The sequence below is a fragment of the uncultured Methanobrevibacter sp. genome (assembly GCF_947169325.1).
In the GTDB taxonomy this organism is placed as follows: Archaea; Methanobacteriota; Methanobacteria; order Methanobacteriales; family Methanobacteriaceae; genus Methanocatella.
In genome coordinates, this window is the sequence record NZ_CAMVPN010000059.1 from 1 (window position 1) to 16,539 (window position 16,539).

Genomic DNA, 16,539 nt, shown 5'->3' on the forward strand with positions numbered 1-16,539 from the left:
GCCATGACAGAGCTTGTTACAATAGCTACACGATACCCTGCACTAACACCTGTCGGCAAGGTTGTTGTTGTTAGTATCTGATCGACTGGCAGTTTCCAACCAGCTTCCTCATCACTACCTTGACCAGTATCCCCTTTTGGTCCTGTTGGGCCAGTGTCTCCTTTTATGTTTCCTACATTATCCCAAGCGTTTCCATTCCAGACATAAAGAGACCCATCAACAATATAGCTATCTCCGAGATTACCTGTCGGATGAGCAGTTATCAGTTCCTGGTAAGTGTTATACGAACCTTTAATAGTAACACTAGTGCCGCTAGCTCCAGTCGCCCCAGTCGGCCCGGCCGGTCCAGTATCTCCAGTAGCTCCTGTGTCTCCAGTATCTCCTTTAGGCCCAGTGTCTCCTTTCTCTCCAGTTGCTCCAGTCTCGCCTTTGTCTCCTTTACTGCCTGTCTTACCAGTTTCTCCTTTATCACCTGTATCACCTTTTGGTCCTGCCGGTCCCGTGTCTCCTTTTTCACCCTTCAATCCTGCCAGCTGTTCTAAAGTGAAGTCTTCATATGTGAATGCATCACCAGTATCTCCTTTTTGGCCTGTATCTCCCACTACCCTTCCGAGTGCTATCCATTCTGTTTGCACCATTTATTCCACCTCATGTGTCCATGCTTCGATTAGTATGTTGTTAAATATCATGCTTCCCCCTGCATCGTAAATCATGAATGCCGGATAATAGCTATCCAATGTTATGCTTTCGGATACATCCCCAGTATAGCTGAAAACCGTATTTGAGCCGTCTTTGATTGTTGCTTCAAGGTATCCATCATCATAGTAGAACTCGAATGTATACCATTTTGAATCCAGCGTCAGTTGCCCTGTAGTTACACTAATGTCTCTTATTACATGGTCTGAAGTGGAATATCTCACTCCTTTTTTACCAGCAAAAGCACCCAACTCCAATATCTTTGTATCTCTTGTGTGTGTCAATTCTTTGGAGTTTAAAAGACATATTGCATCGCCCCATCCCTGATTGCTTGTTTTTTTCTGCACCATCCCACATTTGAAATGAATTCCCGAATCAGTGATGGCAGGTGTTCCTTTTGGAATTAGAAATGCTGCGCTTGCACTGTTGGTTTGTTTGCTTACCAGCAATCCTGAATCATTATATCCTGTGTCGTATTCATATGGCTCCAATGTCAGTTCAATATCTGATGGGTATTTTATGATGTCAAACATTGAATCATCCGGATTATCTTCCTCCATTCCAAAGAGCTTTATGTTTTCATATGTCCAGCTTTCTGACTGGTTTCCGGCAGTTAGTGTTCCTGAAAATGTTGAACCTGCCACGCCAACTGTTAGAGTGACTTCAGCTCTTCCGTTAGTGCCTGTTAGAATATTATATGTTTGTCCCCCACATGTTACTTTAACCGGCATGCCTTCAATTGGCTGATTATCACCATCTTTTATCACTGCACCAGCTGTGACTTCAGCTCCAGCAATGCATTCGTTTTCGGAAGGATAGAATATTGCTACTGACAATTGATTATCTGTGTATCGCCATCGTTTCAAAAGCTCGAATAACGTGTCTGAATTGTTATAGTCAATGTTCCATGCGGCTAGCTTTTCTCTTAGGATTGTCCTTGCATTTCCCAGTTTTGTGTTTTCCTCAATGACATTACCTGCAATGCTCATAAAATATTCACCTCATTATGGAGCTACCGCCCTAATGTATTTTATTGGTATTCTCAGTCTTTCATCTGCAGCCATGTTATCTGCATAAAATACAATGCATGGTGCATATGTACTTCCGATTTCGGAACCGTACCAGTATCCAGCATAATTGCTTACACTGCCGTCAGCGGTTCTGTAGTATGTGTAATTTCCTGAACTTCCACCTTCAATATCCACATAACATTCCCTTACGCTTCCGGCAACCGTATATCCCGCATCACTCGGTGAGCCAAGAAACATAAAGTCATAGGCAGTATCAAAATCAGCATCGCAGTTGTCAAAGAATACTCCAACTGAATCTCTGCTGCCGTTTCCAACAAATCCTCCACCATAACCTTTCATTTGAGTTGATGAGGAAACGTTTCCTCGGCTCATGTCATAACCTATATATACATGAGTGTTGCTGTTTGCCCCAAGAATTGTTGGAGTGTTGTTTATCATGATGGCTCCTTTCATAACTCCTGCCTGATTGGCAACAACCTCAATATAGTTTTCATCATATGCAAGACCAGTTGTATCTACGGATTTTACATTAGTGGCTTTTAAAAGATTGCCTGTGTTTAATAAGGAAGGTGGAATATTGTCCACATATTCAGAATCGTTGAAATAGTTCATGTAGTATTGCGGAAGTGAATGCTCGGCACTGACAGCCGGTTTATTAGTAACATAAGCCTTGTAGATATAGCCTCCACGGTTTGCATCTGCAGTTGCCGCATATGATAATGGAGTTCTTCCTGAAGTTATGGTTGTCCAATTGCCACCTGAAAGGGGTTTTCTTTGAAGCACCACATCAATGCCGTTCATAGAAACATCATTCTTATCTCTCACGATAATATACATGTTTGCACTTTTGGCGTGACCCTGAGGCCCGTCTTTAGTCAGCCATGACTCATAACAGTTGAACTCAATTGATTGGGGATCTGGAACCGGAAGTAATCTTAAAAGCCCAAGAATTCCCAAATCACTTGAATAAGTAATTTCAGCCCCATCAAGAATATCTTTAACATCATTTCTGAACGTTGTTAATCTTGAATTCATTGCCTGCTCATTTGTCAAGGCCTCTGAAAGGTCTGGTGGTGTGAAAGTCATGATTTAGCTCCCAAGTAAATTCAAGTTGGCAGTTTGTGCAGAGGTTATTGCTCCAATGCTGTTTTGTAAGTTTTGAATGGCTGTGGCCACCGGTGCGTTTTTAATGGCATTGGTGTTATCTGTAGTGTCTAGAGTGCTTGCAAGATTAACCGGACCAGTTGCTCCGGTGTCTCCAGTATCACCTTTAGAACCTGTATCACCTTTTTGACCAGTAGCACCAGTATCCCCTTTAGGACCAGTATCTCCAGTAGCACCTGTATCTCCTTTAGCTCCGGTTTCACCAGTTGCACCAGTAGCACCAGTTTCACCTGTGGCTCCAGTATCTCCAGTATCACCTTTTGGTCCTGCAGGTCCAGTGTCACCTTTCTCACCGGTTGCTCCGGTTTCACCGGCACTGCCACTAGCTAACTTAAAACAGTTAATGTAATTGTATTTATCAGAATCTTCAACAGGATGCAATGCCAAGAAATCTCCTTTATCTGATTTGATAGCTCCGTTTTCGCCTAATGCAATTTTATCGGCAGGCTCAATATCACTAACTCCGCTGGCCAGTTTTAGTCTGTATAGTTGGCCTAACACTAACACGCTTGCTTTTCTCCGGCCGCTGTCCATTACAACCGGATCATTAACGATGATGCCTATTGGTATTTCATCATCACCGTCAGTGTATTTTTTCACCATTTCTTTTCCGATTTGTGAATTTGGAGATATTGTAACAGTATCTTCAGGATAAAGTTTATTTGTGTATTCATAACCAATTCCTTGTCCTGTTTGTGTCACTACATTTTCTGAGGTTATATTCCCATCATCTAAAAGAAATGTGGTGACTTCTTTTCTTGCCTCAAGTAAAACTATCTGGTCTTGCATTTATACACTCACCTCATATATATGGTTTCCTTTAACAGTTGGATTGCATTTGATATTCATTCCGTATTTTCTTGCTTCGCTGCAGAAATACAAATCTTCAGAAAGTACTGTCTCATTATCATAGATTACATACTTGAAATATGGATATGCCATTTTTCTAAAGACATTAACATTAACGAGACTGATTCCAAGGCCACCTCCTTTAACATCAAATGAATCATTAGTTTCCATTAATGTTTTTGCATAAATCATGTTTTGATTGTTGAAGTCTTTTCCAAAATCAAAGATGACAGTCTCATCTGTTCTTGTTCTTTTCTTGTAATACCAGCCTAAAGCAATGTCTGTTTCACATTCCAATAGATTATTGACTGCATCTTTCGGAACACTGACATCTGAATCTACCATTAGCACATAATCAAAGTTATAATTAAGTGCAAGCTTAGCTATTTCGTTTCTTGCACGTGCACAGTCATAACCTTTCACATAATCGAAATAAAGATTAAAATCCTTTGGATTTATCAAACCATAAATGCTTTTGAAGCATTCAGGCTTGATGGTTTCAAATGTCGGAACTGCAATTAGAATTTTACCTTTCATCAAGATTACCTTCCAGCTTTTCAATTCTATCTTCCAGTTCATCCAAATTAATCTTGTCTTCACGCTCACATCTATACTCATAAATATCGATTAATGCAACAATGACGATGGCTAATGTAAATGGCAATAGCCCTTCGATTAAAGCATACTTTGTGGCATTTGTCATGATAATGTTGATGGCTATTGCTGTTAAAACTGCACTGGAAATTGTTTTGGTAAAGTTGCATATGACAATCTTTTTAATTAGTTTGTTCATGATAACAGTATCCTCCAGAAAAGATTATCATTCTTCAGGATAGCCCAAAACTTTTCTAGCTTTTTGTTTTGCGTCGTCAACATCTCCTTCGCCTCTGATTCTGCTTGCGTAATGACTGGTTATACCTAAAGCAATCATGAGAATGCAATAAGGAACTGTGTTTTCAGTGATTCCCAAGCTTTCAGAATATAGCATGATGACTGGAATAGCTGTTACTAAAAAAGATGTCAGTATGTCAATGTCCTTTCTGTTTTTTTCTAAAAATTCATAAATCATTTTAGATTTCCTCCTCTTTGTATGTGTGGCTTAAGATTACACCGTCAACGAGAATCTTTTCTTCTGACTGGTAAACTTCCTCTGCGTTTTCTTCTATTTTCATCCAGGATTCATATTCTTCGACTGTTTCAAAGTATTTTATGTATTTCATTGTGCCTCCCAACTAATTGAGTAATATAATATTCCGTCTTCGATTTTAAATTGGATAATGGGTTTGATGGCGTAAGGATAACCTGAGTCCACGTATTTGGTGCCGTTCCAGTAAAACCAGTGGCCTGTTGACTGGTCAATGTACGGGCCTTTGTTTTCCAATGTTCCGACAAGTTTCCTTATTGTCATGTGTAAACCTCACTATCATATTATATTTTTTATTATATATTTTATTATATTATTTATTATTTATTTTATATAAATATACTTGTTGGTCATCATCACAACCTCCCCATTCCATGTAGAGCTTGTTGTCTTCCCAGACAAATCTGACGTTATTGACAATAGCCACGTCGGGAAGCTCACAATATGTAACGCCGTCTGCATCCTTGACATAATTTGCCTGCGCCATGATATTGGATTCATCAGGTACAATCATGTTCACCACATGTGTGATTTCATCCTGTTCGAAGCTGCAGTCCCCAAGATCAATACAGTTCTGAGATTCAGGATACATTTCAATTTCAGACATCTGACGGTAGACCCTGATGTATTCTGTTGTATCATTTTCCATGAGGTTAACGATTGAAAGCAGTCTTAAATCATGTCCATGTACCGGATTGCACTCACCGTCACTGTCAATGTAGATTCTGGTATTCGGCAATATATCTGCAGGGACTGGTCTTTTGAGTTTCAGTCTGAAAACATCACCTAAAACTGCCACAGTAACAAGAGTATGTCCGGAACTTCTGAGCTGGACTTTACCTAGAAGATAGCCAAATGCCAATTCTCCAGCTTTAGCTTTTCTGACTATAGTGTGTTCCATTGTTGATTCTTCAGCTAATGTTACCATCTCTCCGACTCTGCACTGGTTTTCTGAAATCCAAGCCGTATGCTCCTCATTGACATAGAACCTCTCGCCTTCATTTAATAAACAAGCTATTACATCCATCTTCTCTTCATGACCCAATCCTGTAGGATGGCCTTTGTTATGTGCTATTGTTTCATTGTACTCTTCAATCATTAAAACACCCAATTCCAATTCTTGTTAATTATCTTATCAGGTATGTGCAGACCCGTATCTGCTAAATCATCATCATTGGCATCCCACATTAACATTGAGCCTTTGTATGCTTTGGTGTACTCATGACTTCCCTTGTATAATCTGATTCCGGTTTTTTCTCTTTTGGTTACTGTTATTTGAGGAATACCGTTAGCTGAAAAAAGTGGTGATGGAAATATAAGAAGCCATTTTAAATCAACATAGTTGTAGTCTTCAAGACTTGCTGTTGCATACCATTCAGGTGAGATTTCAACTTCAGCATAATCATTTTGATAAAACTTGGTTGGATTGTTCCTGTCAAATCCTTCAAGATAATCTGAAGCATTTGACGAACCTGTTCCTACACGGCCATGCAAATGGTACTGTTTATAGTTTCCATCGTCATCGCTTCCCTGATTGTAGGCGTCAAATGAACTGGCCATCACTAAAGTCTTAGCACCGTTGAACATGCAGTATGACTTTTGATTGCCTGCCAATGTCAGGATGGTTGACTTCAAATCTTGCCTGTCAATTGTGAGATTAAAATCAGACTGCATCATGACACTTCCGGTTGTTGTACCATGATATGTTGCATTGTCATTAACAGTAACATTACCTGTAATTCTCTTAAATCTCACAACAGTAACACGACCATTGCTTAAACTAGACCCAGAAGCGACATTTGTGATTAAACCGGTTGGAGAGGTGCCCTCAAGGTTTGGAGCAAATCTTGCTCTTAGAAATCTGCCGTTATCGGTTGAATCATTGATGATGCTTAAACCTGAGTAGTTCATGAAAAAACTTGAGAATGTATCAGAGTTTGCATCAAACATCAGTACATCACTACCGGTTGTTAGAGTGCTTGAGAAGGTTGTTCCGGTATCATATACGTCTAACAATAGCTTTGTGGTTTGTGAAATCTGACCAACAGGAACTCTTGCAAGTATCGCTGCACCTTGTGTTCCATAAGCTGGAATGTATAATACCCGACATTCAGTATTGTTTGGGGTTTTAATCTTCAGGTTTTTCAAATCACTTCTGAAAAGATTAGCGTAAGAACTGCTGGCTAAATTATCTAAGAAGATATAATCATAGTTTCCCGAATAGCTGCCGCTTCTCTGGTTGTAATTACTCATGACAATATTTATCTGTAATTTTTTCTGCAATGTCATAATTAATATTTTATTATCCTTTTTATATAAATAATATAATAAAAAAAGTAATATCAAATATTGACATTAACGACTCCAACAACCATATCAAAATCCAAATAAAATAAAACAGCACTACTTTGTCAATGAAAACCAACTTTCGAAAAATAACAAACATACAATTCCTGGAACAATTCAAATATTTCAACTAATGGTTTCAAGAAAACCCCTATAAAAATATTTCTTTTTTGCTATATTTTAATAGCAATATGACAGAAACATTTAAATATGATTATAGAACATCTATAGCTATTTAAATAGTTTTTTACAATCAATTAAATAGTTAAATTTAAATACAACAATTCACAACACCATATAATAAATATGGATTAAAAATAAATTATTAATATCCATAATAGCTGATATGGTGGTGATACCAAAATAAAATAAATTTAAATTAAAACCAAATGCAAGAACATACGGAAATTATTTAATAAAGAGAGGATAATAATGAATCCAGAACATAAAAAGAAACTTGATGAAACAAATGAGAAAATAACTATTGAAGATATTTTAAACGCTATAAAACAGGAAAACGATAACACAAACATTCAAAAAGAACTTGAAGAACATCTCAGAAATATAACACATTTGAATGAAGATGAATTAAAAGTTACTAATTCTTCAAAAAGCTATTTAGGATTAAAACTTCACAATGTTGATAATCCTGAAGTAATAAATATACTAGACAAATTTATGAAACACGAAAGTAAAATTGAAGAATATGGAGATTATTTATTAATAGAACATGAATTAGACAAATAATAGTAAAAAACCTGCATGTTCTTAAAAATTTTCTTAAAAAATTCTAATTATCTTATAATTAGAATATTCCTTTATTTTTTAAACACCCCTAACCGTAAAGAATATATGTCATGAACTCAATAAATGAAACTTTATTACTATTAAACTAAAGGAGTGTAAATTTGAAGAATATAAATAAATTTTTATGTATATTAATATTTTTTTGTTTTATAATTTGTTTAAACTGCACCTATGCAGTTTCAGACAATGCAGTCGAAAATGATACGTTAAGCGTTGATTACCAATCAGATGATACCTATTCTGATAGTGTAGATGTTTCATCAGATGATAATCATGTTGATGAAAAAATTGAAAATTCATCCAATGTTAAAATTCAAGACAATAATACGAAACCCAGTAATGTTGTAAAAAAAGCTAGTTCCACAGTTAAAACAACAATTACTGCAAAAGATGTGACCAAATATTACCAAGACGGAACTACTCTTAAAGCTTATTTGAAAAATTCAAACGGCAAAGCATTATCCGGGAAAAAGATCACAGTATCTTATTCTGGTAAAACTTACTCACGTACAACCGATTCCAAAGGTTGCGTTAGTTGGAATGTTCAAAAAGGACCAGGAACATATTCAGTGAAATTTACTTTCAAAGCAAGCGGATATCAAACAAGCAGTAAAACAGCAAAAGTTACAGTAAAAGCAATGCCAACAACATTAGCTGCAAATAATCTTGCTTTCACATATGGTGATGGCAACAATAAGTTAAAAGCAACGCTAAAAGATAAAAATGGAAAGGTTTTAGCAGATAAAACTGTTGTTTTTAATTTTAATGGTAAAAACTATAATCAAAAAACTGATTCCAAAGGAGTTGCAACTCTAACAATTGGAGCAGGACCAAAAAAATACACAACAACAATTTCATTTACAAATTCAAATTATGTAACAAGTAAAAAGACAGTAACCGTAACAGTCAACAGCATCCCTACAAGTTTAACCGTGAATGATTTAACTTGTAATTATGATGACAACAATGCATACTTATATGCAACTTTAAAAGATACCAAAAATAATAAATTTTTAAGCGAACAAACCATCACATTTAAAATCAATGATAAAAGTACAAATGTAGTTAGTGACAGCAATGGGCGAGCAGGAATTAAAATAGCTGAAAAACCTGGAACATATAATGTTGAGGTCTCATTTGCTAAAAGTCCATATGCAAGCGTTAGTAAAAAAATTAATGTAAATGTAATATCATTTCACCCAACAGTGAATTATGATGGTGGATTTTACAATAACTCTTATCTAAATTTATCATTAAACATAAATACTGCTAAATTGATTAAATATAGCTGGGACAATAATAATTGGAACCAATCTAATAAATCAAAGTCATTTATCTTAACAAACGGTATTTATGATTTATATTACAGCAATGGCAGTGGCAGTATTTACCATGAACATTATATAATTGACAATAAACGTCCACTCGTTTGGAGCAATCTGGATTCTGATTTATATAGCTCACCTATTCTTGTAAATTTGACTAGCTGGGATAATCTTGATCAAAACCCTAAAATTTATTATTCATTAAATGAATCAAATTTCATGTTATATGAAAATATATTAAGTATTTCCAAAACTACCTCTTTACGATTTTATGCAATTGATTTTAATGGGCATAAAAGTGAAGTAATAACCTGCAATTACATTTTTGAAAAAGTAGGTAATTTAAATTCAGGTAAAGGATACACAACAATTCAATCAGCAATTAATGATGCAAATACTCATAATGGAGACATAATTAAAATTAGTGAAGGTTTATATAATGAACAAATAACTGTAAATAAATTTATTAATTTAATATCAATTAACGCTACATTACAAGGCATAGACTCTACTCATCCAGTTATTGGAGTTACCAATGGAGGAAGCAATAGCGTTATTCGTGGATTTAAAATTAAGGATTCTTCTTTTGGAATTGTAATTTATCAAGCGGAAAATGTCACTCTCATTAATAATCAATTTATTAATGTAGTTAGTTCTATAGAAACTGATTGTGATACAAATACTTTGATTGCTTATAATTCAATTGATTCAAATAAATTCATAAATTCCATGAGCGGCATAAGTGTTAGAAAATCCGATAATCTTATGATTTTAAATAATAATATATTATTAAATTCTAATAGGGGTGCCGGAGGGATTCTTGTTTTAAATAATACTTCAAATAATATTTCAATTGTTAACAACAATATTATCAATAAAAACAAGTTAAATGGTATTGGGTTATATATTCTTTGTCCGAATATAAATATAAATTCCAATAATATTTCAGATTTTGATACAGGATTATATGTAATCTCTTATAATTCCCACGTGCTTTATAATGAATTTAAAAACAATAAATATGGAGTATTCTTAAGAGTTTCAGTTAATAATACTTATGCTTTTAATAATATCCATGATAATAAATTATGCGGTTTTGTTTTAGACACCTCCCTTTTATCATATGAGGATTCATTTTATTTAAATAGATTATGTGATAATGGCCAATATGATTTTTATTCCGAAGCAAATTGCTCTTATGTTATAGATAATAACTGGTGGGGAGAAAATACGCCTAAAATTTCTACAAGCCGTAATGTTCTTGCTAATATTTATAATGCTACTGGAAATTTAATAATGAACACATGGATGGTTGCACATTTATTTTCATCATCTTATAAAGTAAATGAATATAGTCAAATTGAAAGAGCTAAATTCTATGTTGATTTAACTTATAATAATTTGGGAAATAAATTATCTTCATTAGGATATATTCCAGATAATCTTGAATCTTTTATTTCTGTATTTAATGTTGATGGAAATAAAAAGTTTAATACAACTTATTTAAAAGACGGGAAAGCATTTGTTGATTTTGAATTAAGTAGTTTATTTGCAAACCATGACCACATTTCAGTTATGGCTATTTTTGATAATGAAAAAATTGTTAACACATTTAATAAGAATGCAACAATCGACATAACATTATTTTCATCTGCATGGGACGTTGAAAATAATTATTTTGTAAACAAAACATATCATATCCCATTTAGTAATAATGCCTCTTGGATTACTTTTAGTTGGGGTGAAACAGGATTATATTCTGGTAAAATTTATATGATAGTTAATGGAGAAATTATTGATGAAATTAATATCAACAATCTTTTTTACCAATATTTTAAAAATAATTATTCAACAAAGGTTTTTGAAGCCATTAAATTTTTAAATAATGTTTTTGCAAGTATGAAAGAAGGTGTTTGGGAACCTAATGGTTATTATTTAAGTTTTGCAAAAGCAGCAAATATTAATCCAAGTAATGTTAATTTAGTTTATAATAGATTCTTAAATTATCTTCAATTGGATTATAAACTAACTGATTCAGAATTAGATTTCGTTAAAAATTATAAAAGCTATTTTATTGATATGATTGAAATGACTGTGGATTATCATGGTGATGTAACTCCAGACATTAATTTTGAATATGGGGGAAATCATAAGCTTTTGAATCCGCCATCCAGTTACGCTTACCGTATAAGTAATATTTATTATACAGACATTACTGATGAAAATGATGTGAGTATTGGTTATGAAGGTATGCGTAGTTTTGCAGTTGTTAAAAGTAATTTAACAAGCAATGATTTACGTTATTGGTTAAATCAAAAAGGATTATATGCACCGGGTTTGATGAAAGCTGCTTATGGTACATTTTTAACACCATTACTTGTCATTTACGAAAATGATCATGTTGCTGATGAATCTGCAAGTGAATTTAATGTAACTTGGAGCAGGATTAGTCCAGTTTGTGTTTCCTTATGTAATGATTATAACACTTTGTACATTACTGGTGAGTCTGACCATAATATGGGTCGTGAAACAATAGGGAATAACACTAATGTCTGGAAGTTTAATTATGCTACAAGTTTCAGTTTCAGTTTAGTGGAACAATTAGTCGGCAATAATGTATGGAATACCACAGTAATTGGCAGCGTTACTCTTGGTTTAATTGAAAGTTACATGAACAACGAAACTCTAGAGATATTCACCAGTAATGGTTATACTTTTATCAAACATGCAGACGATAATAGTACTTTATTATTTTTAGATTTAGAAACAGGTATTGTACGTGATTACTTTAGTAATTACGGATTACTTGGAACAATGCCCTGCTACCATGACAACATAACAGAAAATGCTTGGAAATATGGTGGAAAAATATTAAATAAAACAAGTAATGATTATTCTGATTTAGAATCCGTTGGGAATTATTCAATAAATAATGTTTTATTCAATACTCCTCTTGGAAATGATTGGTCTGAATTGGAATCATTTTTTACTAGTTTAATTGTGGGAATTGTAGGGGGAGAATTAGTTTCAGCAGGTATTACTCTTACAGCAGGTGGATTAATTACAGGTGATATTCCAGTATCTATCGCAGGAATATTTTTATTTGCATCAGGAGAAGTTGGATTATTATATGCCGATGGATTATTAGATGGGGAAATAACCTATATTGATGCAGCATTTTTCCTTTTAGATAATGGTTTATCTTTTATTGGGTTAGGTGGTACTTTAAAAATAGGTACTCAAATTACCAAAGTTACTGTTGAGCGAATAATACTTTCAAAAGGAGGAAAAATTGCAACTATAACTTCAATCAAAATTGATGAGAAGTTGATTAGATATAGTCCAATTGAGTTAATATTAAAAAACAATTATGATGATCCAGTTATTGGTCAAATAATTAATTTTTTCAATACCAATATTGTTCCTCCAGTATTTAAAGAGGCAATCGAAAATAAATAAATAAATAAACAGAGGAAATATAATGAAATCATTCACTGAAATTATGAAGACTAGTTGGAGAGATTTGAATTCATATGAACTTAAATATTATACATTAGGTTTGATTATAGAATGTGAACTCTTATCATTCTTCACTTCAGTTTTTATTGCATTTTTAATTGGAGACTTTAATTATTTATTAATTTCATTTACGGGTTTATCTTTTTCATCACTAATAATAATTTTAATTATTTATAAACGTGATTATTTAAATGAAAGATATGTTTTATTTGATATGAGGTATCCTGGAATTTCATATCAGGGAATGGTTTTCATTTTATTTGGAGTTAGTGGATTATTATCCACTGGTGTGGGAATTTTAGCTTTTAAACAAGGTGGTTTGTATTCCACTATTGCTTTTAGTTTAATAGAATTTTTCCCACCAATATTTATGTTTTTGAAATTAAATGTGTATAATAATGAGAGCAGATGGTGTTTAAATGACTTTAAAAATAACATGACTTTTGGATATCATCCCTTTTATTATTATATGTTATCACTTATGGTTTGTAATGGTCCAATGGGCATTTCACTTTTATGGATATTTAAAAGCATTTTTCAAAATGTAATATCTTTGAATCATAGTTTATTTTATTTTTTACTATCATTCTGTTTATTTTGCTTTGTACTATCTCCAGATAAAATTAATAACATAATTCCATTTGAATTAAAAACAGAAAAAGGATTTAAAAAATATGCTTTTTTATCATTAATTTTAACAACTACATTATTAATATCAATGATATGGAAGTAATAACATGTTTGTAGGAAATGATAAAGGTCGTCAATTAGCAAGATATATTGCTTGGATATATATTATTTTATGGATTTTATTCATTATCTTTATGGTAGTTAGATTTAATCTTAATGAACTTTTTGAAATTGATTTGATAATACCATTAATCATAACAACTATTGTTGATATCTCATTGTCATTAATTATTTACATATCGTCATATAAAATTAAAAATAATAATCAATTATGTATTTTATATAGCGTTATTTGTTTATTTTCAATTTTTTGGTATTTTAATTGGTTTGGGTTAATTTTATTAATACTATTTATAATTACCATAGCAATAATTAAATTAGAAAGGACCACTTATTAAAAATTATATAAGTGACCCTAAATTAATTAGATTTGGATTTTATGTATTTAGTAAATTTAAAAACATGACTTAATTAAAGAGAAGATTAATTAAATTTCTTAATTAAATCTTAGTTCTATTGAATCCCATATCTTTTAATATCTTATTGTATTCCTCACGGGTTGTAAATGATGGAGCTTCCTCATCAGTTTTATTTCCTTTTAATCCTGTTTCACCAACTTCTTCAGAGTTAGAAGGATTTCTTCCACCCGGTGCGGAACCGTCACTGGTAGCTTCTATTTTAATTCTTCTCTCAGCCAGTTTTTCCATCAGTTCCATATCAACATCACCAGTGAGTAGCCTATCGATTATTTCCTTATCCTGTGGGTTTTCATTATAGTTGAAGTTGTACTTGGCTTCGTACTCTTTTATTTTTCTTTTGTTTTCAGATTTTCGAAGTTCAGATAATTCTTTTAAGATATCTTCTTTATTTTCAATGAATTCCTTATTTTCTTCTATGGACTTTTTAATCTTATCATACTTTTTGGATTCTTTTTTTAAGCTGTTGATTTCATCCTGTAGTTTTCCGATTTCTGCATCTTTTCCTTGAAGTTTTTCCAAAAGCAGGGTTGTTGCTACATTTGTATCTTCACTAGGCTGAGGTTGTGGTGCAGGTTCTGGATTTCCGGTTTCACCAGTTTCACCTGTCGGTCCGGTTTCTCCAGTTATCTCTGAATTCAACAGTCTTATTTTTCTTGGGTGTTTGGTAACGCCAACATCTATTAAGCTCATAGTATCAATTCCGAATGAATCTCCTTTGTCTTTAAGCAAGACATCAACTTTAGGGGAAAGGCCTTTTCCTTTCATGTCCAGTTCATCAGGTATTTCGATGAATAGCTTTCCTTCCTCATAGTTGATATTGTTTCCGATGCCGACGTAGATATTGTCGTGCTCTGAGGTCAGTGGTATTCCCCCACGGTAGTTTTCAGCTATTTGTTTTAGATCTTCTTCAGTCCATCTTACTGGTTTGGTTAACCTTTCATCCAAGTCGGAGTAATCGTATGATCCGACTTCAAATAGTTCATGTCTCATCTCAATCACTTTTTATTATATTATTTATTATATATTTTATTACTTATTTTATATAAATATTTATATTTCAACACCGCTGTCACTTAAAATCCTCTCACCAACAGGCTGTTCCTCCTCAAAGTTAGACAAGTAGTTCTTATATATTTCATCACCTTCAGCAGTGAGCTCCATAATATATCTTAAAACATCATCTCTTGAATAGCTGAAATAAATATCCAAAGTTTCACTGATACCCATCAGCTCAAGCTGCATATTCAATAGCTGATTGCAATATTTTAAAACCCATTTTTGGTCATTTGCCACATTAACAATAAACCCAGTAATGGCCGAATCGTTAATGTATTCCGCCACGTTCTGGTTTGACCTTTCATTTCCTGCCTGTGACTGGGGAGTGACAAAAGTCCTTAAGATATTGTTTCTAAATATTTCAGTCTGCCTTGTATAGTCTGACTGGTAGTTGTTACCCCCTAAGATTTTTGATTCAATTCCAGGAGGCACAATAGCCACATTTGAATTTGCAGTTGTTCCGTAATCAGCATAAAGGTTTTCTTTTGCTGTTGAAGACAGCTCCATGATTATGGGCTGGCCGTTAGCATCAAGTGACGGCTTTACTTCAATGATGTTGTCCTTATTGATTCTTTCTACCTGATTTCTTTCAAGATTGCATTTATGATAAATGTCATCAAGGCAGTTTAAGATAATGCTTTGAGCTTCCGAGTAGATTTCATTATACATGAAGTTAATGACCTCATCAGGTTCGTATTTAACAGTCAATGTTCCCTCCTCAACACTGACATAATTGTCAAACTCCTCCGGTGATCCGTTGACAATATCTTTAGGCATCTCATGCAGGTACAGCTGCACCTCATTGTCATCATTGAATTCCTTTTTCAAACCATAGCCGTGAGCACCGATTTCAAGAAATATTGGCTTAATGTATTTTCCTATGGATTTGTCCCATCTCTGCACCGGTTTGATTAGACCTTCACCGTCAACCATTCCTCCCTGCAGGATGTTTTTAGCAATTTGGCGAATGTCAATTTTTCGAGCCCAAAGAATTAATGTAAGTTTCTGCTCTTGGGAGAGTTTGTTTTCCTTATCAACAAGCACCACATTAACATTGGCCTTGTCAATTCTGTTTTTCAATATTCCTGAAGTGTAACCATCAAGCTTGACAGCATAACGTGCATTAGATATTGTTTTGTTGATGACTGGCGGAAGGGCATCCGGCAAATCAAGGCCAGTATTGATTCCATCAACTCTAGGTTGCCTTTCACTTTCACCCCAATAGCTGCGCTTGGTGTTGTACTGTTCCACACGGTTGTTCAATAATCTTGTCCTAATATAATCAGTAATTCCCATGTCAACCATTTCCATTACAATTTTTTATTATATTATTTATTATATTTTTTATATAAATAACATAATAAATTAACTTATCGGCGACTCTTTCAAAAACTTTGTTGATTTTCAAAATCCTTTTTGCGATTGTCATTCCA

The 16,539-nt window shown here is 33.6% G+C and carries 15 protein-coding genes and 1 pseudogene; 3 read left to right on the forward strand and 13 right to left on the reverse strand.

The window, feature by feature from the left end:
• The 11 genes and pseudogenes from Q0W26_RS08515 to Q0W26_RS08565 all read right to left on the reverse strand — a co-directional run.
• Positions 1 to 638, reverse strand: a pseudogene (locus Q0W26_RS08515) (hypothetical protein); the annotation flags it as partial.
• Positions 639 to 1,685, reverse strand: coding sequence for an Ig-like domain-containing protein (locus tag Q0W26_RS08520; RefSeq protein ID WP_298523923.1), 1,047 nt, complete (start codon positions 1,683 to 1,685; stop codon positions 639 to 641). It lies immediately after the preceding pseudogene.
• Between the two features lie 15 nt (positions 1,686 to 1,700).
• Positions 1,701 to 2,813, reverse strand: coding sequence for a hypothetical protein (locus Q0W26_RS08525; RefSeq protein WP_298523924.1), 1,113 nt, complete (start codon positions 2,811 to 2,813; stop codon positions 1,701 to 1,703).
• Between the two features lie 3 nt (positions 2,814 to 2,816).
• Positions 2,817 to 3,680 carry a hypothetical protein gene (locus tag Q0W26_RS08530; protein WP_298523925.1) on the reverse strand — a complete coding sequence of 288 codons (864 nt, stop codon included), beginning with the start codon at positions 3,678 to 3,680 and terminating at the stop codon, positions 2,817 to 2,819.
• Positions 3,681 to 4,277 carry a hypothetical protein gene (locus Q0W26_RS08535; RefSeq protein ID WP_298523926.1) on the reverse strand — a complete coding sequence of 199 codons (597 nt, stop codon included), beginning with the start codon at positions 4,275 to 4,277 and terminating at the stop codon, positions 3,681 to 3,683.
• Positions 4,267 to 4,533, reverse strand: coding sequence for a hypothetical protein (locus tag Q0W26_RS08540; protein WP_298523927.1), 267 nt, complete (start codon positions 4,531 to 4,533; stop codon positions 4,267 to 4,269). Before Q0W26_RS08540 ends, Q0W26_RS08535 begins: the two co-directional genes overlap by 11 nt.
• Before the next feature lie 27 nt (positions 4,534 to 4,560).
• Positions 4,561 to 4,809, reverse strand: a complete 249-nt coding sequence (locus Q0W26_RS08545) for a hypothetical protein (protein ID WP_298523928.1) — start codon at positions 4,807 to 4,809, stop codon at positions 4,561 to 4,563.
• Position 4,810: 1 nt separating this feature from the next.
• Positions 4,811 to 4,960: a hypothetical protein gene (locus Q0W26_RS08550; RefSeq protein WP_292799589.1), complete on the reverse strand. Its 150-nt coding sequence runs from the start codon at positions 4,958 to 4,960 to the stop codon at positions 4,811 to 4,813.
• Entirely contained in the window at positions 4,957 to 5,148 is a 192-nt protein-coding gene (locus Q0W26_RS08555; protein ID WP_298523929.1) for a hypothetical protein, read from the reverse strand. The genes Q0W26_RS08550 and Q0W26_RS08555 overlap by 4 nt, the downstream gene beginning before the upstream one ends.
• A gap of 49 nt (positions 5,149 to 5,197) precedes the next feature.
• On the reverse strand, positions 5,198 to 5,983 hold the full coding sequence (locus Q0W26_RS08560) for a hypothetical protein (protein WP_298523930.1): 786 nt from the start codon (positions 5,981 to 5,983) through the stop codon (positions 5,198 to 5,200).
• Positions 5,983 to 7,137 (reverse strand): hypothetical protein, encoded by a 1,155-nt coding sequence (locus tag Q0W26_RS08565; RefSeq protein ID WP_298523931.1) that lies wholly within the window; start codon positions 7,135 to 7,137, stop codon positions 5,983 to 5,985. The genes Q0W26_RS08560 and Q0W26_RS08565 overlap by 1 nt, the downstream gene beginning before the upstream one ends.
• A gap of 525 nt (positions 7,138 to 7,662) precedes the next feature.
• Here Q0W26_RS08565 and Q0W26_RS08570 point away from each other — a divergent pair.
• The 3 genes from Q0W26_RS08570 (at position 7,663) to Q0W26_RS08580 (ending at position 13,614) form a co-directional block, all read left to right on the forward strand.
• Entirely contained in the window at positions 7,663 to 7,977 is a 315-nt protein-coding gene (locus Q0W26_RS08570) for a hypothetical protein (RefSeq protein ID WP_298523932.1), read from the forward strand.
• Between the two features lie 161 nt (positions 7,978 to 8,138).
• Positions 8,139 to 12,821: a right-handed parallel beta-helix repeat-containing protein gene (locus tag Q0W26_RS08575; protein ID WP_298523933.1), complete on the forward strand. Its 4,683-nt coding sequence runs from the start codon at positions 8,139 to 8,141 to the stop codon at positions 12,819 to 12,821.
• 22 nt (positions 12,822 to 12,843) lie between these two features.
• Positions 12,844 to 13,614: a hypothetical protein gene (locus tag Q0W26_RS08580; protein WP_298523934.1), complete on the forward strand. Its 771-nt coding sequence runs from the start codon at positions 12,844 to 12,846 to the stop codon at positions 13,612 to 13,614.
• A gap of 457 nt (positions 13,615 to 14,071) precedes the next feature.
• Here Q0W26_RS08580 and Q0W26_RS08585 read toward each other — a convergent pair whose 3' ends face one another.
• Complete coding sequence (locus tag Q0W26_RS08585; protein ID WP_298523936.1) at positions 14,072 to 15,040, reverse strand: hypothetical protein; 969 nt, start codon at positions 15,038 to 15,040, stop codon at positions 14,072 to 14,074.
• A 60-nt stretch (positions 15,041 to 15,100) separates the two neighbouring features.
• Positions 15,101 to 16,417: a hypothetical protein gene (locus Q0W26_RS08590; protein WP_298523938.1), complete on the reverse strand. Its 1,317-nt coding sequence runs from the start codon at positions 16,415 to 16,417 to the stop codon at positions 15,101 to 15,103.
• Positions 16,418 to 16,539: the final 122 nt, after the last annotated feature.

Bases quoted from the DNA above. Each gene is read 5' to 3' on its own strand.
- Q0W26_RS08520 (WP_298523923.1), bottom strand. From the start codon at position 1,685: ATGAGCATTGCAGGTAATGTCATTGAGGAAAACACAAAACTGGGAAAT.
- Q0W26_RS08525 (WP_298523924.1), bottom strand. From the start codon at position 2,813: ATGACTTTCACACCACCAGACCTTTCAGAGGCCTTGACAAATGAGCAG.
- Q0W26_RS08530 (WP_298523925.1), bottom strand. From the start codon at position 3,680: ATGCAAGACCAGATAGTTTTACTTGAGGCAAGAAAAGAAGTCACCACA.
- Q0W26_RS08535 (WP_298523926.1), bottom strand. From the start codon at position 4,277: ATGAAAGGTAAAATTCTAATTGCAGTTCCGACATTTGAAACCATCAAG.
- Q0W26_RS08540 (WP_298523927.1), bottom strand. From the start codon at position 4,533: ATGAACAAACTAATTAAAAAGATTGTCATATGCAACTTTACCAAAACA.
- Q0W26_RS08545 (WP_298523928.1), bottom strand. From the start codon at position 4,809: ATGATTTATGAATTTTTAGAAAAAAACAGAAAGGACATTGACATACTG.
- Q0W26_RS08550 (WP_292799589.1), bottom strand. From the start codon at position 4,960: ATGAAATACATAAAATACTTTGAAACAGTCGAAGAATATGAATCCTGG.
- Q0W26_RS08555 (WP_298523929.1), bottom strand. From the start codon at position 5,148: ATGACAATAAGGAAACTTGTCGGAACATTGGAAAACAAAGGCCCGTAC.
- Q0W26_RS08560 (WP_298523930.1), bottom strand. From the start codon at position 5,983: ATGATTGAAGAGTACAATGAAACAATAGCACATAACAAAGGCCATCCT.
- Q0W26_RS08565 (WP_298523931.1), bottom strand. From the start codon at position 7,137: ATGAGTAATTACAACCAGAGAAGCGGCAGCTATTCGGGAAACTATGAT.
- Q0W26_RS08570 (WP_298523932.1), top strand. From the start codon at position 7,663: ATGAATCCAGAACATAAAAAGAAACTTGATGAAACAAATGAGAAAATA.
- Q0W26_RS08580 (WP_298523934.1), top strand. From the start codon at position 12,844: ATGAAATCATTCACTGAAATTATGAAGACTAGTTGGAGAGATTTGAAT.
- Q0W26_RS08585 (WP_298523936.1), bottom strand. From the start codon at position 15,040: ATGAGACATGAACTATTTGAAGTCGGATCATACGATTACTCCGACTTG.
- Q0W26_RS08590 (WP_298523938.1), bottom strand. From the start codon at position 16,417: ATGGAAATGGTTGACATGGGAATTACTGATTATATTAGGACAAGATTA.